Source organism: Clostridium moutaii (assembly GCF_041205085.1).
GTDB classification, from domain to species: domain Bacteria; phylum Bacillota; class Clostridia; order Clostridiales; family Clostridiaceae; genus Clostridium_B; species Clostridium_B moutaii.
Map to the genome: position 1 here is coordinate 64,614 of NZ_JBGEWD010000008.1, position 15,002 is coordinate 79,615.

The window sequence follows — 15,002 nt, forward strand, 5'->3', positions numbered from 1 at the left end:
ATAAGTAGTAAAGTTTTGTGGTACGGAGATGTATTAAAGTAATAGGATTTTATGATACGAAAATAATTATGGAGAATAAATTTGAAAAAGGTATATCAGCCGTTATTAACACTTAGAAGAGAAATAGCTTCAAGTTTTCCCTATTAAAACATACTTAAATATCTAATATCTAGTTCCATGTGATAAAATATAAATAAATAGGAATATAATTTCAATTATGGGTGATTAGTTATTTTAAAAATAGAAATTCTGGAAAATATAATTCCTACACAAGAAATTATTAATTCCTGCAAAATTTTTAAAAAAGCGGATTCACAATTGCACTGGATGATTTCATATTTGATGATAAATATGTTGAACTTGTTAAAATAGCAGATATTATAAAAGTTGATTTCCTTATAATTAAGGAATATGAAAGAAAAAAAGTGATAAATTGAGATATTAAAGTTGATAAATTCTTCAAAATATTTTTTCCAATTAATGCATACCTAACAGGGATCATATCACTTATGGATGTGATTTTATAAAAACCTCTATATGAGATATTGGATGAACTGATGATCCCACAGGATATAAAATATGCCTTAATGGGTAGAGAAAAAAATTATTACAGCAAAATACTTGATATAGTTATTGCATATCAAAGGGGAGAGTGGTCAAAAATTATAATAATGGCATCTTATCTTGGTTTCAATAGAGAAAATTATTTTTTAAATATGGGGTCTGACCCCAATACAAAAAATGGAAATTATTTATAGCTTGAGAAGCAAAGCTGTTACAATTGTTAACCAGGGTACCAATTTAACTATTATAGAAAGTAAAATAAATAAAATTGGTGAATTTTATATAGGATTATTTTTACCTGCTTAAGGATCCTGAAATCAAGTATTTTCATCAATTCTGGAGCGATGGCAGTGTTTTCTTCCAGGTGAAGGATAGTTTACAAGAAAGAAGTGGTATTTTGAATTTGATAAGTGAAAGACAAATAGAAAAAATCAGGAGTGGAAATGAAAGACGAAAAGTAAAATTGCCTGATGGCACTTTTGTACCTGCACTGGGACAGGGAACCTGGTATCTGGGAGAAAATGCCTCAAGCAGGGAACGTGAAATAAGGACTCTTAAGCTTGGAATAGAACTTGGAATGACTCTTGTGGATACTGCCGAGATGTATGGTGACGGTGGCTCCGAGCGTCTGGTGGGCGAAGCAATAAGTGGAATCAGGGATAGTATATTTCTGGTGTCAAAAGTATATCCTCATAATGCAGGATTTAAAAATATATTTACTGCCTGTGAAAATAGTTTAAGAAGACTGGGTACGGATCATTTGGATATGTATCTGCTTCATTGGAGAGGAAACATACCTTTTGAAGAAACCATAGAGTGTATGGAAAAACTCAAAAAACAGGGGAAGATTTTAAGATGGGGTGTGTCAAATCTTGATACAACCGATATGGAAGAACTCATGAGCTGTAGAAGCGGCGAAAATTGTATGGTCAATCAGGTACTGTATCATCTTGGTTCACGTGGTATTGAGTTTGATTTGCTGCCATGGCAGAGAAGGCATCATATGCCTGTAATGGCCTATTGCCCCCTGGCAAAAGGCGGCAGATTAAAAGAACAGCTTCTTAAAGATAAAGTGGTAAATGAAATAGCACTGAAATATGGTGTGAAGCCTCTGCAGATACTTCTGGCCTGGGTTATAAGAGAAGATGATGTAATAGCAGTCCCCAAGGCTTCTCGGGAAGAGCATGTGATAGAAAATGCAGAATCAGGATCTATTGTCCTGTCAAAAGCTGATCTGGATAAACTTGACAAGGTATTTCCAGAGCCGGACAGAAAGATGAGCCTTGAGATATTGTAACAGGGTCTGACTTCCATACAAAAAATAGAAATTGTGCAGGCATGATTTCAAGGCAGTACAAATTTATAGTTTTTCAAAAGGGATAAAACCCGGTGGTATTTATTATACAGGTTACCTCCATTTCCCCGGGCGGCAATTATTTTATCCGCAATATTCAAAAGTCCTGCTGTAAATCACCTTCCGAAAATCATGAACAAAATATTTTTATCCACAGTGTGGATTATTATAAATTATTTTGATAAAATGAAGATAATGAATATGTGTTTAAATGAATAGGAACTTATGTTCTGGTAAATCCTAATAATACAGTAATATAGTATTAGGAGGAAGATGATATGCCGGGAGATAGAGTTCATCATGAACACGATGTAGGCTACAAGTATATATTTTCCCACAAGGAAACATTTCTGGAGCTATTACGGGGATTTGTCAAAAAGGATTGGGTTAACCTGATAAAAAGTGAAGATCTAATGCTTGTAGATAAATCTTATATACTTGAAGATTTCAGTGAAGAAGAATCGGATATTGTATACAAGGTAAATATAAAAGGGCAGGAAGTGATATTTTACATCCTTCTTGAATTCCAATCCAGTGTGGATTACAGGATGCCCATGAGGCTGCTGTTTTATATAGTAGAGATATGGAGAGAGATACTGAAGAATACTTCAAAATATGACAGGCGCAGAAAGGATTTCAAACTCCCGGCAGTTGTTCCCATGGTGCTTTACAACGGTAAAAATAAATGGACTGCTTATAGAAATTTTAGAGATGTATTAAGCGGCAGTGAGTTGTTTGGTGAAAACATGATAGATTTCAGATATATATTGTTTGATATTTACAGATATGATGAAAACCAGCTGGAGAGTATGGCCAACATGGTATCTACGGTATTTCTGCTGGACAAGGAAATAAGTAAAGAGGATCTGATGAAGAGGCTTAGACTGATGGCATATGTCCTTAAAAAGATAACCCCTGAGCAATTTGACATACTTAAAATCTGGTTGAAGGGTATAATGAAACCCAGGTTGGACAGGGAATCTAAAATAAAGGTAGAACAAATATTGGAAAAATCCAGTCAAGGGGAGGTGGATTCTATGGTATCTAATTTAGGTAAGACTATAGACAATATTATAAGAGAGGGTAGAAAAACAGGCTTGGAAGAAGGCAGAAAGGAAGGCAGAAAAGATGGATTACTTCAGGGATTGAAAAAATTATTGGGTATTAAGTTTTCAGATACTTCCTATATGAGTAAAATAGAAAAGATAGAGGATGAAAATACTTTGAACTCTGTATTTGAGGATGCAGTTAAGAGTAATTCCATTGAAGAATTTAAAGAAAAATTGAGACAAAGAAAATTGAATTAAGAATAATGGATTTGTCTTTGCAGGGCAGATCCTATTTTTTAATATGGGGTCTGACCCCAATACAAAAAATGGGAAATGATTATAACTTGTGAATATAATCTGCTTACTGCTGGAACAACCAAAACTGCAGGTGTAATCATTATAGGACTGTTTGTTCCTTCCGGGTTATTAGCGAAAAATAAGACCACTCTGATCTGATGAATGGCCTTTGTTTTTACAAAATAATCAAACTCCATCTGAACCTAAGAATGACGTTATTCTGTTATAATCTTGTGAATTAAAATCGGTTTCTCTGCATGATTGCTAATAGAAATATTTTCATAAATCTTATTTTCTACATCTTCTACATCTTCACGATTTGAATAAATGGTCATAAGTGATTCACCTTTTTCTACCTTGTCACCTACTTTTTTGTTGAGAACTATTCCTACAGACAAATCGATTTTGTCCTCTTTTGTAGCTCTTCCCGCACCTAAAAGCATTGCTGCCATACCGATCTGGTCCGCTACTATGTTTGAAACGTATCCGCTTTCTTTTGCAGGAACAGAAATTTTATATTTTGCTTGTGGTAATTTTTCAGGATTGTCCACAACTGATGGATCTCCGCCTTGATTCTGAAGGAATTCCTTGAATTTTTCCAGGGCTTTACCGCTTTTTACTGCTTCAAGCAGTTTTTCTCTGGCTTCTTCCAGTGTCTCTGCCTTCCTGCCAAGTACCACCATCTGGCTTCCAAGGGTTAAAACAAGTTCTGTGAGATCTTCAGGACCTTCACCTTTTAATGTATCAATGGCCTCCTTTACTTCAAGGGCATTTCCAATTGCAAATCCCAGGGGCTGGGACATATCGGAGATTATTGCCATGGTATTTCTTCCAACGCTGTTGCCTATTTTAACCATGGCATGTGCAAGCTTTTCCGAATCTTTCTCTGTCTTCATAAAAGCTCCTGCACCAGTTTTCACATCAAGTACTATTGCATCTGCTCCTGCTGCAATTTTCTTGCTCATTATTGAACTTGCAATCAGTGGAATGGAGTTGACGGTTCCCGTTACATCCCGGAGAGCATATAATTTTTTATCTGCGGGAGTCAAGTTGCCTGTCTGCCCCATAACTGCAATTTTACTGCGGTTGACAAAATCAATAAATTGTTCTTTTGTAAGCTCCACATGGAATCCCTTTACTGATTCGAGTTTATCAATGGTTCCGCCTGTATGTCCGAGACCCCGTCCCGACATTTTTGCAACAGGAACTCCCAGGGAAGCAACCATAGGTGCAAGAACAAGAGTTGTTGTATCTCCTACTCCTCCCGTTGAATGTTTATCAACTTTTACACCGTCAATTGCTGAAAGATCAATGGTTTCTCCGGAGTGAACCATTGCAATGGTAAGATCTGCTCTTTCCCGGTCCGTCATATCCCGAAAATAAATTGCCATTGCAAGTGCACTAGCCTGATAATCAGGAATAGTTCCTTTTGTATATCCTTCTATAAAAAAATTGATTTCTTCTGCAGTTAGTTCTCCGCCTTCACGTTTTTTTTCAATTACGTCCACCATTCTCATTTTTACATACCACCTTTATATTAATTTTTGTAAAAAACTTTCACCGTATTTTGGCATTTTTACTTTAAAATTATCTGCAACTGTTGCACCCACATCTGAAAAAGTTTTGCGGATTCCAAGATCCCTTCCTTCTTTAAATCTCTTTGAATAAACAAGTAAAGGTACATATTCCCGGGTATGATCCGTTCCCGCGTATGTTGGATCGTTACCATGATCTGCTGTAATAATGAGCAAATCATCTTCTCTTAAATTTTCAAATACCTCAGGAAGTCTTTTGTCGAATGCTTCCAGGGCATCTCCATATCCTATGGGATTACGTCTGTGGCCATAAGACGCATCAAAATCTACTAAGTTGGCAAAACTGAGTCCGTGAAAATTTTCATCAAGTACTGAAATAAATTTATCCATGCCGTCCATGTTTGATTTGGTCCTGATTGCTTTTGTAACTCCTTCACCGTCAAATATATCCCGAATCTTTCCAATGGCAATGGAATCCAGATGGTCATCCTTCAAGTAATTCAGCACTGTTTTGCCAAAAGGTTTTAGTGCATAATCATGCCTGTTTGAAGTTCTCTTGAAGGTATCCGCTGTTTTACCCACAAAGGGTCTTGCAATTATCCGTCCCAGTTTATAGGGCTCATCAAGTGTTATGTTCCGGCAATACTGGCATATTCTGTACAGTTCATCCAGTGGTATGACTTTTTCATGTGCGGCAATCTGAAGTACAGAATCTGCAGATGTATATACTATCAGTTCACCGGTTTGGAGCTGCCTTTCTCCAAGTTCCTTTATGATTTCCGTACCGCTGGCAGGTCTGTTTGCCATAACTTTTCTTCCGGAAAAATCCTCGATTTTTTTAATCAATTCATTTGGAAAACCCTTGGGGAAAACTCTAAAAGGTTTGTCGATATACAGACCCATCATTTCCCAGTGACCTGTCATGGTATCTTTTCCGCGGGAAGATTCCTGCATTTTTCCAAAATAGGCTCTGGGGCGGGAAACTTTTTTTACCCCTTTGATTTCATATATGTTGGATAATCCCATGGACTCCATATTGGGGAGTTTCAAACCATCCTTCTTTTCTGCAATGTGTGCCAGCGTATTAACTCCAAAATCATTGAAATCTTTTGAATCCGGTGCTTCGCCAATACCCACAGAATCCATTACTATAATGTGTATTCTCTTAAATTCATTCATCAGAATCCCTCCTTACATACATTATACAATTAATCCTATAATAGTTGCAGTAAGTACACTTACTAGTGTTGCTCCATATAATAGTTTTAATCCAAAACGTGCAGCTGCATTACCCTGTTTTTCATTTAAGCTTTTGACTGCGCCTGCTATAATTCCAATTGACGAGAAATTTGCGAAGGAAACCAAAAATACAGATACAATAGCTGTTGCCCTATAAGACAAACCCAAATTTCCCTGGGCAAGTGTAGTCATTGCCACAAACTCATTTGATACAAGCTTTATGGCCATTATGCTTCCTGCTTTTACTGTCTCATTAAATGGAACACCCATGAAAAATGCAAAGGGGGAGAAAATATATCCCAGAATATCCTGGAAGGAGATACCGCATATACCTTTGAATATCGCATTAATCAGGGCTATTATTGAAACGAATCCAATAAGCATTGCAGCAACTGTAATAGCAACTTTAAATCCGTCCATAATATATTCTCCAAGCATTTCAAAGAATGATTGCTTTTCCTTTTCTTCAACTTCAAGAATATCTTCTTCCGGTTTCACAGTATATGGATTTATAATTGAAGCTATAATGAATCCGCCGAATAAATTTAATACAAGTGCTGTTACAACGTATCTGGGTTTTATAAGCAGCATATAAGAACCCACAACAGATGCGGATACTGTGGACATAGCTGATGCACAGAGTGTATATAGACGATTTTTAGGTAATAGACCAAGTTGTTTCTTTACTGAAATAAATACTTCTGATTGACCAAGAATGGCCGATGCCACTGCATTATAAGATTCCAATTTACCCATGCCGTTTACTTTGCTTAAAGCTAGTCCAACATACTTGATTATGAAGGGCAGTATTTTAGAATACTGTAATATACCAATTAAAGCAGAAATGAATACAATGGGCATGAGAACGCCTATGAAAAATGTGAATTTTCCTGCATTCACCATATCACCAAACACGAAATTTACACCTTCCGCCGCACACTTGAGAAGTGCTCCAAAACCGTCTGCCACTCCACCTATGAGAATATTGCCTGCTTCGGTATTAAGTAATATAAATCCAAGAATAAACTGCAAAACAACCATTATTATCAGTGGTTTTATCTTTATTTTTTTCCTGTCACTGCTGGCAAGCAGTGCAAGTCCCATTACAATAGCCAATCCAGCTATTCCGATAATGTACTTCATCTTATGTACCTCCTTGAAATTTTTAATTTGAATACATTTAAATACCGATTACATCTTCTTTAATTGGCATCTAGGGATTGAATATAAAACTGAATATACTCTTGCAGGGACTTATTCAGATACAATGGCAATACCTGCACTTGCACCTATACGGCTTGCACCTGCTTTAATCATCTCTAAAGCTTCCTGTCTAGTATGAATGCCGCCGGATGCCTTGACTCCCATATCTTTTCCAACGGTATCACGCATTAGTCTGACATCTTCTGCTTTAGCTCCGCCTTTTGAAAATCCTGTTGATGTTTTTACAAAATCTGCACCAGCTTTTTTAGCTATCCTGCAGGCCCTGACTTTTTCTTCCCGTGTTAGAAGACAAGTCTCTAGAATAACTTTTACCAGTGCCTTTCCTTTTGCAGCTTTTACAACGGAATTTATATCATTTTCCACATAAGCATCATTTTTATTTTTTAATTCTCCAATATTAATGACCATGTCAATTTCCTGTGCACCATTTTTGATTGCATCTTTTGTTTCAAATACTTTTGTTTCAGTTGTACTGGCGCCCAGAGGAAATCCAATAACTGTACATACTTTGACTTCGCTGTCCTTTAACTTTTCACTTGCCAGTTTAACCCATGTTGGATTTACACAAACCGAAGCAAAATTGTACTGTTTTGCTTCTTCTGTCAATTTGATTATCTGACTTTTTGTTGTTTCCGGCTTTAATGCCGTATGATCAATGAGTTTAGCAATATTCATATAAATCTTCCCTCCTGTTGCAATATAATATGGATTTTTTGAACATTTGTATATTGCATGATAAAATTTTGTTCACAATTTTTCAAATTAAAAGCATTCCTTGTAAGCTTGTCACAAAACAAAAGAACACTTTTTATAACTGCGTATTTATTTATTTAAATCTTCTTTGGTAAAAGCTCCCGGCAGCAATTCCTCAAGGGTTTTAACCAAATATTCATCTTCATTTTTCCCCAATATTATTTTTGTATCCTTTGAAGCAAATTCCGATATGACCTGTCTACAGATACCGCAGGGGTATGTATAATCGTTTTCTATTCCCACAATGGCAATGGCCTTTATAGCTCTGTTGCCTTGAGATACAGCTTTGAATATGGCAGTTCTTTCTGCACAATTTGTTGCACCATATGAAGCATTTTCTATATTGCATCCCGTATAAACTTTTCCATCTTCAGCAAGTACTGCGGCACCAACTTTGAATTTGGAATAAGGAGCATAGGCATTTTTCCTTCCCTCAAAAGCCTTGGACACTAAATCTTTATAATCCATTGAAAATATATCCTCCTTTCAATATCTATTACGAGTACATGATAAACCTTTTTTGAACAATTGTAAATAGGTATATGAAATTTATTTCACATACCTATTTTAAAAGTTTTCTGGCGGTATATTTATCTGTAATAAGTATATTGGCATTTTTACCTTTTAAAGCTCCCCGGATTGCCTTGATTTTGTGTGAGCCTCCTGCAACTAAAATTGACTTTTCCTTTTTCTTTAAATTTTCCAATGATATGCCTATAGTTCGGTTGTTTATCTCCTCATCACAAATTTTCCCGTTTTCATTGAAAAATCTTGAACAAATATCTCCTACACCCTCTCTTTTCAGCCTTTTTTTCTCGGATTCATTAAGATATCCAAGTCTAAATAATAATGCTTCATCTCTTACAGTACCAACTGTGAAAATTGCTATATTGGCGTATGTTCCCATTTCTATAATACTCTTGATATTTCTATCATTTTCAACCATTTCTTTTACAGTTGCATTGTCAAAAATTACAGGCAGGGGCAAATACCTGGGTACTGTGTGAAAGGCTTCAGCAAAGAGTTCCATAGTCTCAAAAGCATAGGTATTTACTTCTGAATAGCTAATGCCCCCTTTTAGTTGAATTACTTCAATACCTTTGAGATTTTGAGACTGAAGATTTTTTGCAACTTCATACATGGTAGTTCCCCAGCTCACCCCAAGTATGTCTCCATTTTTTAAAATTTCACTTAAATATTCTGCTGCCTCTTTGCCGATATACTGCCTTATAAGTTCATAGTCGTCTTTTGGAGAAAATACAACTCGAACATCTTTCAGTTCATATTTTTCCCTTAGTTGATGGGACATCTTATCCAAATCGTCAAAGGGATCTACAATATCGATTTTTACAAAGCCTTTATCTTTGGCGTATTGGAGAAGTCTGGATACCGTAGGTCTTGATATTCCAAGCTGGGATGCAATCTCCTGCTGGCTGTAGTCTGATTTATAGTACAGTCTTGCTGCTTCAATACTCAATTGCTGCTTTTCGCTGTCCATAAAATTCACTCCTTATCTTTTGAGTTTCCTAATCTTATTATATAGTCTTTTTCAAACAAATCAAAAATTAACGGGATGAATTTGAGATGAAAGTCAATGGGGGTAATATGAAGAAAAAATAAAACATCTGTAATGATCCAAAGGTTATTGATAGACTTTGCATAAAGATTATAATTATCTTTATTTTCTATATAGGGTGAAAATAAGAATTTACAAAAAATAAAAAATTATATATAAAGTCTATTTACTTTTGGTAATTACTATGATAATATATAAACATAATATAACTTGCATGCAAGTTGAATACAACTTAAATATAAGTTGTATTCAATAAGCTTTATTATAAAAGGAGATATTAAGATGAATGAAAAGTATGAGGCATGTAATGCACTTCTAACTACCTGCTCTAATTGTAAAAGAGATGAGAATATCTTAATTGTAACTGATCCATCAAGTTTTGAAGTGGCTGATAATATGTGGAATTCCATGGGTGAATACACAAATAAGTCTCTTATATTGATGGATGAGCGTACAATGCATGGACAAGATCCTAACAAAGTTGTTGCCGCAGCAATGGCTGAGGCTGATGTCATATTTGGATGTACTAAATTTTCATTATTTCATTCCAAGGCAAGAAGAGATGCTGCTGCTGCTGGTGCAAGGTTTGTTAACATGGCGGATTACAGTGTATCAATGTTGAAAAAAGGAGGCCTTTATTGTGACTTCGAATCAATTGGCAAAATTTGTACACAGGTTGCTGAAAAATTAGAGGGTGGGAAGGTATGTCATATATCTACGGCCAGCGGCAGTGATTTTACATGCAGTATCGCTGGCAGAGCTCCTACTCCGCAATATGCCAGAAGCTTGATGCCTGGAGAATCATCTTCCCCTCCTGATATTGAATGTGCTACATGTGCCGTAGAAGGTACTGGAGAAGGTGTTGTCTATATAGATGGAAGTATACCCCATCCAGAACTTGGGCTTATTACTGACAAGATTAAGTTGACTATTAAAAAGGGTCTGATTGTGGATATATCCGGAGGAAACCAGGCAAAAAAATTAGAGAAAATCATGAAAAAATTTAACGACCCCAATGTATATAACATAGGGGAAATTGGTATTGGATTAAATTCAATGTGTGAATTGAACGGCAGAATGCTTGAAGATGAGGGATGTGGTGGAACCGTTCATTTCGGATGTGGTGATAACAGAGGCTTTGGAGGAGTTGTCCCAAGTGCCTACCATCTGGATATGGTATTTAAAAATCCAACACTGACAGTAGATGGGAAGACTATACTTCAAGAAGGTAAAGTCGTTTAAAATTTATTAGTTGAAATAATTACAAAATTAAAAATGAAAGGAAAGTTTATTATGATTGATACAAGTATACAAGAAGGAATACTTTTTAGCGATGAATTGCAGAAGGAAGTCAAGGAAAAATTTTGGCATGTTGATAAAGATCCATTAAGGGAAGGCAGAAGAATATTTTTTGATAATGCTGGTGGAGCATTTAGGTTAAAAAGCGTAGTAGAATCTATAGCAAGAATTGATGCAATTCCAGACTGTCCTGAAAGAGCACATGCTACAGCCCGTTATCTTCAAAAGGTACAAGCTGATGGTGAAAAGGATATAAGAATTATTTTAAATGCAAAGGATGGAAGTTTGCTTACCACTCTTACAGCTTCCCAGGCTATGTTTGAAATGGTGGGAGCCGTTGCTGAAAATGTACCGGGTACAAACATTGTATCTACTGTACTAGAACATCCTTCAGCTTATGATGCGGCATTTTATTATGCTAAAAAAACTGGAAAAGAATTTAGACCTGTTAAAACAAACCCTGTTACAGGTGGTGTGGATGTTGATGAAATTGTAAGCAAAATTGACTGTAACACTTGTCTTTTGAGCTTTATGTATGCATCCAACATTTCTGGTGCCATTTTCGATGCCGAAGCTATTATTAAGGCTGCAAGAGCAAAAAAACCGGACCTTTACATCATAATTGATGCGGTTCAGCACGCTCCTCATGGTGTTATTGATGTTGAAAAGCTTAAGGTGGATGGAATGAATTTTGCCCCATACAAGTTTTTTGCCAATAGAGGATCAGGTATTGCATATGTTTCGGACAGGCTTTCAAAACTGCCTCATCATACACTTCTTGCAAAACCCGAAGGTACTTGGGAGTTAGGATCTCCTGCACCATCCCAATTTATAGCTATAACCGAAGTTGTAAATTATGTATGCTGGCTGGGTGCCAAGTCTATAAATAGCACTGATAGAAGAGAATTATTCGTTGAAGGCATGAACAGAATTAAGATGCACGAAAGAGGGCTTATGAATAGAATGCTTAATGGCAGCGATAAAATTGAGGGCCTTAGGAAAATGAAAGGTGTAGATGTTTACCTTGACTACCCTGATATGACAAAGAGAGATCTTATTATTGCTATGGGAATTAAACGTCTGGGATTTACAGAGGCTGTTAGAGAGTATGAAAAGAGAGGCATTATTGTATATGAAAGAATTAATACAAGCCTATACTCAAAGAGAATGCTTGATTCTTTTGGTATGGAGGGATGCATCAGGGTGTCACCATTGCACTGCAACAGTATAGAAGATATTGATGCATTTTTGGAGACTACAAAAGAATTGGCTTAATACTAAATATTTCCGATATTGTACGCCGTGCAAAATCAACGCAGTTTTTGACTTGAATCCTCTATGTAAATGTTTTCTCAAAAGTTCACAAAAAGAAATTGTCATACTTTCAATTGTTCTGTATTGTTCATAGGGATAATTGATAAATAGGGTTATTTCTTTGGAAATTTGTCCCATTAAGTTGATCTGATGGTTTTAATTCAAGTGAATGTTTGAGTATGATAAAATGGATATTTATCATACTCAAACCACCAGATTAATACAGGATTGTAATAATAAAAATTAGTATATATTTAGGAGGTCATTTCTGTGAGTATAAAAAGTAGTATAGGTCCGAGAATGGATAGATTACCTACATCAAAATGGTTCTACAAAGTTTTTTGGATGATTGGCTGCGGTCTTTTAATAGATGGTTTTGATAATTATTCTGGTGGTGCAATTCTAGCTCAACTGGTAAAAAACGGATGGTCTAACAACTATCTAAATGCTGCTTTTACGTCTACTACGATGATAGGACTTTTTTTTGGTTCCTTGTTTGCAGGATTTTCGGGAGACCGTTGGGGAAGAAAATTTGCTTATCAGGTAAATCTTCTTATATTTGGTCTGGCTACATTAGTAGCAGCGTTTACTCCCAATATGACTGTATTGATTGGCCTAAGAGGAATAATGGGGTTTGGTCTTGGTGCGGAGCTTGTTGTTGGTTTTGGTACATTTGCTGAATTTGTGCCCGCAAAGACTCGTGGAAAATGGACGTCAACATTATCTCTCTTAGCAAATATTGCACCACCTGTAGCAACTTTAATTGGTTTGTTTGTTATGTCTGCATTGGGACCCCAATATGGCTGGCGTGGAATGTTTGTTATTGGTGGAGTCTGTGCATTGATATTGTGGTATATACGTCATGATTTTCCGGAGTCGCCGCGATGGTATGAATCACGTGGTGATGTGGAAAAAGCAGATGAAATACTTACAGAAGTTGAGAAGCAGATTGAAAGAGAAAAAGGAATTAAACTGCCGCAAGTTGAAGAAACGGAAGAAATAAAATTACATGACGAAGTAAAACAGATTCCCTTTTCAAGTTTGTTTAAAGGTAATTTATTGAAGTGTACAATACTTGGCAGCTGCCTGCTTATTGCTATGAATACAGCAGTGTATAGTATTACTACATGGATTCCAACAATATTTGTTAAATCCGGTATCACTGTTACCAGATCTGTATTTATGACTACAATAATTTTATTTGGTGCTCCATTTGGTGTATTTATTGCATCACGAATAATGGACAAATTTCCCCGCAGGCAGATGGGAGTAGTTCTTTTAATTACAATAGCTGTACTTGGATATATTTATTCATTGCAAAAACAGGAAACTGTAATTATTATAGTCGGATTCATCTTGATTTCCGTTCTTTACATGTATGTTTGTTTTGCCTGTTCTGTATATGCTCCAGAATTGTGGCCCACTGAAATACGTCTCAGAGGTTTGGGAGTATGTAATGCAATTGGAAGAGCTGTAACAATTTTTACTCCTTATGGAGTAGCAATGATTATGACAAAGTATGGATCCGTTGCAGTTTTCATAGCAATTGGAGTGATACTGGGCCTGGTGGCATTGGTTATACTTATTTTTGGTATAGAGACAAGACAAAAAACAATTGAGAAAATAGGACAGGAAGCAATGGATAAAAGTTGTGTTTAGTTATGGAAAGGCTGAAATTAAAAATATGAATTGTTACTGGAATAAAAGAGGTACAGCATGTTTTGCGCCTTGAACAAAGCGAAGGGAATGATTATGAAAATGAAAATTGTTGTATTGGATGGTTATACTTTAAATCCTGGAGATATTAGTTGGGACAATATGAAAAAATTGGGAGAGCTGAAGGTATATGATCGTACTTCATATGATTCCAGCAAAGAAGATTTAATAATAGAGAGAGTGGGAGATGCTGAAGCAGTATTTACAAACAAAACTCCCATTACAAAAAATACACTTGAGAAAATGCCTAATTTGAAATTTATAGGTGTGCTGGCAACTGGATTTAATGTTGTAGATGTAGATGCTGCAAAAGAGGCAGGAATAGTTGTAACTAATATACCTACATATGGTACGGATTCAGTATCACAAATGGCTATAGCACTGCTTCTTGAAATATGCCATCATGCAGGGGAACATAGTAATTCGGTCAAAGCTGGTGACTGGACCAATAACCCCGACTGGTGCTACTGGAATTATCCTTTGATTGAACTTGCTGGAAAAACTATGGGAATAATAGGCTATGGCAGAATCGGGCAGAGAACAGGAAGGATAGCACAGGCTCTGGGTATGAGAGTACTTGCTTATGACAAATATAAAAACCCGCTTCTTGAAAGTGAAACCATGAAATATGTCGAATTTGCTGAACTGACAGCTAAATCAGATGTAATTGCTCTGCACTGCCCGTTATTTGATAGTACTAGAGGTATAATAAACAAAAATTCAATATCAAAAATGAAAGATAATGTAATAATAATTAATAATTCCAGAGGACCTCTCATAGTGGAGGAAGACCTTGCTGAGGCATTAAACAGCGGAAAAGTTAGGGCAGCAGCAGTAGATGTAGTTTCCACAGAGCCTATAAAAGTTGACAATCCACTGCTTAAAGCAAAAAATTGCATTATTACCCCTCATATTTCCTGGGCTCCTAAAGAAGCCAGAGAGCGGCTTATGAATATTGCGGTGGAAAATCTGAAACAATTTTTATCAGGTACTCCCGTTAATATTGTGAATAAATGACTTGATTCTTATTGATGATTGTTTTAATGCATATTGACAATAGCTTAGAATTGTTATATTATAAC

Annotated in this window: 13 protein-coding genes; 7 read left to right on the forward strand and 6 right to left on the reverse strand. The window is 36.1% G+C overall.

What is annotated here, in order from left to right; all coding sequences use genetic code 11:
• Window positions 1-545: 545 nt before the first annotated feature.
• From AB8U03_RS09780 to AB8U03_RS09790, 3 genes are all read left to right on the forward strand, one after another.
• Entirely contained in the window at window positions 546-758 is a 213-nt protein-coding gene (locus tag AB8U03_RS09780; protein WP_369704367.1) for a hypothetical protein, read from the forward strand.
• 203 nt (window positions 759-961) lie between these two features.
• Entirely contained in the window at window positions 962-1,861 is a 900-nt protein-coding gene (locus tag AB8U03_RS09785) for an aldo/keto reductase (RefSeq protein ID WP_369704457.1), read from the forward strand.
• A 335-nt stretch (window positions 1,862-2,196) separates the two neighbouring features.
• Window positions 2,197-3,225 (forward strand): Rpn family recombination-promoting nuclease/putative transposase, encoded by a 1,029-nt coding sequence (locus AB8U03_RS09790; protein ID WP_369704368.1) that lies wholly within the window; start codon window positions 2,197-2,199, stop codon window positions 3,223-3,225.
• Window positions 3,226-3,479: 254 nt separating this feature from the next.
• On the opposite strand, the gene AB8U03_RS09795 is transcribed toward AB8U03_RS09790, so the two are convergent.
• The 6 genes from AB8U03_RS09795 to AB8U03_RS09820 all read right to left on the reverse strand — a co-directional run bounded on the left by AB8U03_RS09795 (window position 3,480) and on the right by AB8U03_RS09820 (window position 9,513).
• The gene (locus AB8U03_RS09795) at window positions 3,480-4,781 is read right to left on the reverse strand and encodes a pyrimidine-nucleoside phosphorylase (RefSeq protein WP_369704369.1); all 1,302 of its coding nucleotides are present in this window, start codon (window positions 4,779-4,781) and stop codon (window positions 3,480-3,482) included.
• Window positions 4,782-4,796: 15 nt separating this feature from the next.
• The gene (deoB, locus tag AB8U03_RS09800; RefSeq protein ID WP_369704370.1) at window positions 4,797-5,978 is read right to left on the reverse strand and encodes a phosphopentomutase; all 1,182 of its coding nucleotides are present in this window, start codon (window positions 5,976-5,978) and stop codon (window positions 4,797-4,799) included.
• Between the two features lie 21 nt (window positions 5,979-5,999).
• Entirely contained in the window at window positions 6,000-7,181 is a 1,182-nt protein-coding gene (locus AB8U03_RS09805) for a NupC/NupG family nucleoside CNT transporter (RefSeq protein ID WP_369704371.1), read from the reverse strand.
• A gap of 111 nt (window positions 7,182-7,292) precedes the next feature.
• Entirely contained in the window at window positions 7,293-7,937 is a 645-nt protein-coding gene (deoC, locus tag AB8U03_RS09810) for a deoxyribose-phosphate aldolase (protein ID WP_369704372.1), read from the reverse strand.
• A 147-nt stretch (window positions 7,938-8,084) separates the two neighbouring features.
• Window positions 8,085-8,483: a cytidine deaminase gene (locus tag AB8U03_RS09815; RefSeq protein ID WP_369704373.1), complete on the reverse strand. Its 399-nt coding sequence runs from the start codon at window positions 8,481-8,483 to the stop codon at window positions 8,085-8,087.
• Between the two features lie 94 nt (window positions 8,484-8,577).
• Window positions 8,578-9,513 (reverse strand): sugar-binding transcriptional regulator, encoded by a 936-nt coding sequence (locus AB8U03_RS09820; protein WP_369704374.1) that lies wholly within the window; start codon window positions 9,511-9,513, stop codon window positions 8,578-8,580.
• 360 nt (window positions 9,514-9,873) lie between these two features.
• On the opposite strand from AB8U03_RS09820, the gene AB8U03_RS09825 reads away from it, so the two are divergent.
• The 4 genes from AB8U03_RS09825 to AB8U03_RS09840 all read left to right on the forward strand — a co-directional run bounded on the left by AB8U03_RS09825 (window position 9,874) and on the right by AB8U03_RS09840 (window position 14,937).
• Window positions 9,874-10,833 (forward strand): aminopeptidase, encoded by a 960-nt coding sequence (locus tag AB8U03_RS09825; RefSeq protein ID WP_369704375.1) that lies wholly within the window; start codon window positions 9,874-9,876, stop codon window positions 10,831-10,833.
• 51 nt (window positions 10,834-10,884) lie between these two features.
• Window positions 10,885-12,165 carry an aminotransferase class V-fold PLP-dependent enzyme gene (locus tag AB8U03_RS09830; protein ID WP_369704376.1) on the forward strand — a complete coding sequence of 427 codons (1,281 nt, stop codon included), beginning with the start codon at window positions 10,885-10,887 and terminating at the stop codon, window positions 12,163-12,165.
• A gap of 309 nt (window positions 12,166-12,474) precedes the next feature.
• Window positions 12,475-13,863 (forward strand): MFS transporter, encoded by a 1,389-nt coding sequence (locus AB8U03_RS09835; RefSeq protein ID WP_369704377.1) that lies wholly within the window; start codon window positions 12,475-12,477, stop codon window positions 13,861-13,863.
• 99 nt (window positions 13,864-13,962) lie between these two features.
• Window positions 13,963-14,937 (forward strand): D-2-hydroxyacid dehydrogenase, encoded by a 975-nt coding sequence (locus AB8U03_RS09840; protein ID WP_369704458.1) that lies wholly within the window; start codon window positions 13,963-13,965, stop codon window positions 14,935-14,937.
• The last annotated feature ends 65 nt before the right edge of the window (window positions 14,938-15,002 follow it).

Bases quoted from the DNA above. Each gene is read 5' to 3' on its own strand.
- AB8U03_RS09825 (WP_369704375.1), top strand. From the start codon at position 9,874: ATGAATGAAAAGTATGAGGCATGTAATGCACTTCTAACTACCTGCTCT.
- AB8U03_RS09795 (WP_369704369.1), bottom strand. From the start codon at position 4,781: ATGAGAATGGTGGACGTAATTGAAAAAAAACGTGAAGGCGGAGAACTA.
- deoB (WP_369704370.1), bottom strand. From the start codon at position 5,978: ATGAATGAATTTAAGAGAATACACATTATAGTAATGGATTCTGTGGGT.
- deoC (WP_369704372.1), bottom strand. From the start codon at position 7,937: ATGAATATTGCTAAACTCATTGATCATACGGCATTAAAGCCGGAAACA.
- AB8U03_RS09805 (WP_369704371.1), bottom strand. From the start codon at position 7,181: ATGAAGTACATTATCGGAATAGCTGGATTGGCTATTGTAATGGGACTT.
- AB8U03_RS09790 (WP_369704368.1), top strand. From the start codon at position 2,197: ATGCCGGGAGATAGAGTTCATCATGAACACGATGTAGGCTACAAGTAT.
- AB8U03_RS09820 (WP_369704374.1), bottom strand. From the start codon at position 9,513: ATGGACAGCGAAAAGCAGCAATTGAGTATTGAAGCAGCAAGACTGTAC.
- AB8U03_RS09815 (WP_369704373.1), bottom strand. From the start codon at position 8,483: ATGGATTATAAAGATTTAGTGTCCAAGGCTTTTGAGGGAAGGAAAAAT.
- AB8U03_RS09830 (WP_369704376.1), top strand. From the start codon at position 10,885: ATGATTGATACAAGTATACAAGAAGGAATACTTTTTAGCGATGAATTG.
- AB8U03_RS09840 (WP_369704458.1), top strand. From the start codon at position 13,963: ATGAAAATTGTTGTATTGGATGGTTATACTTTAAATCCTGGAGATATT.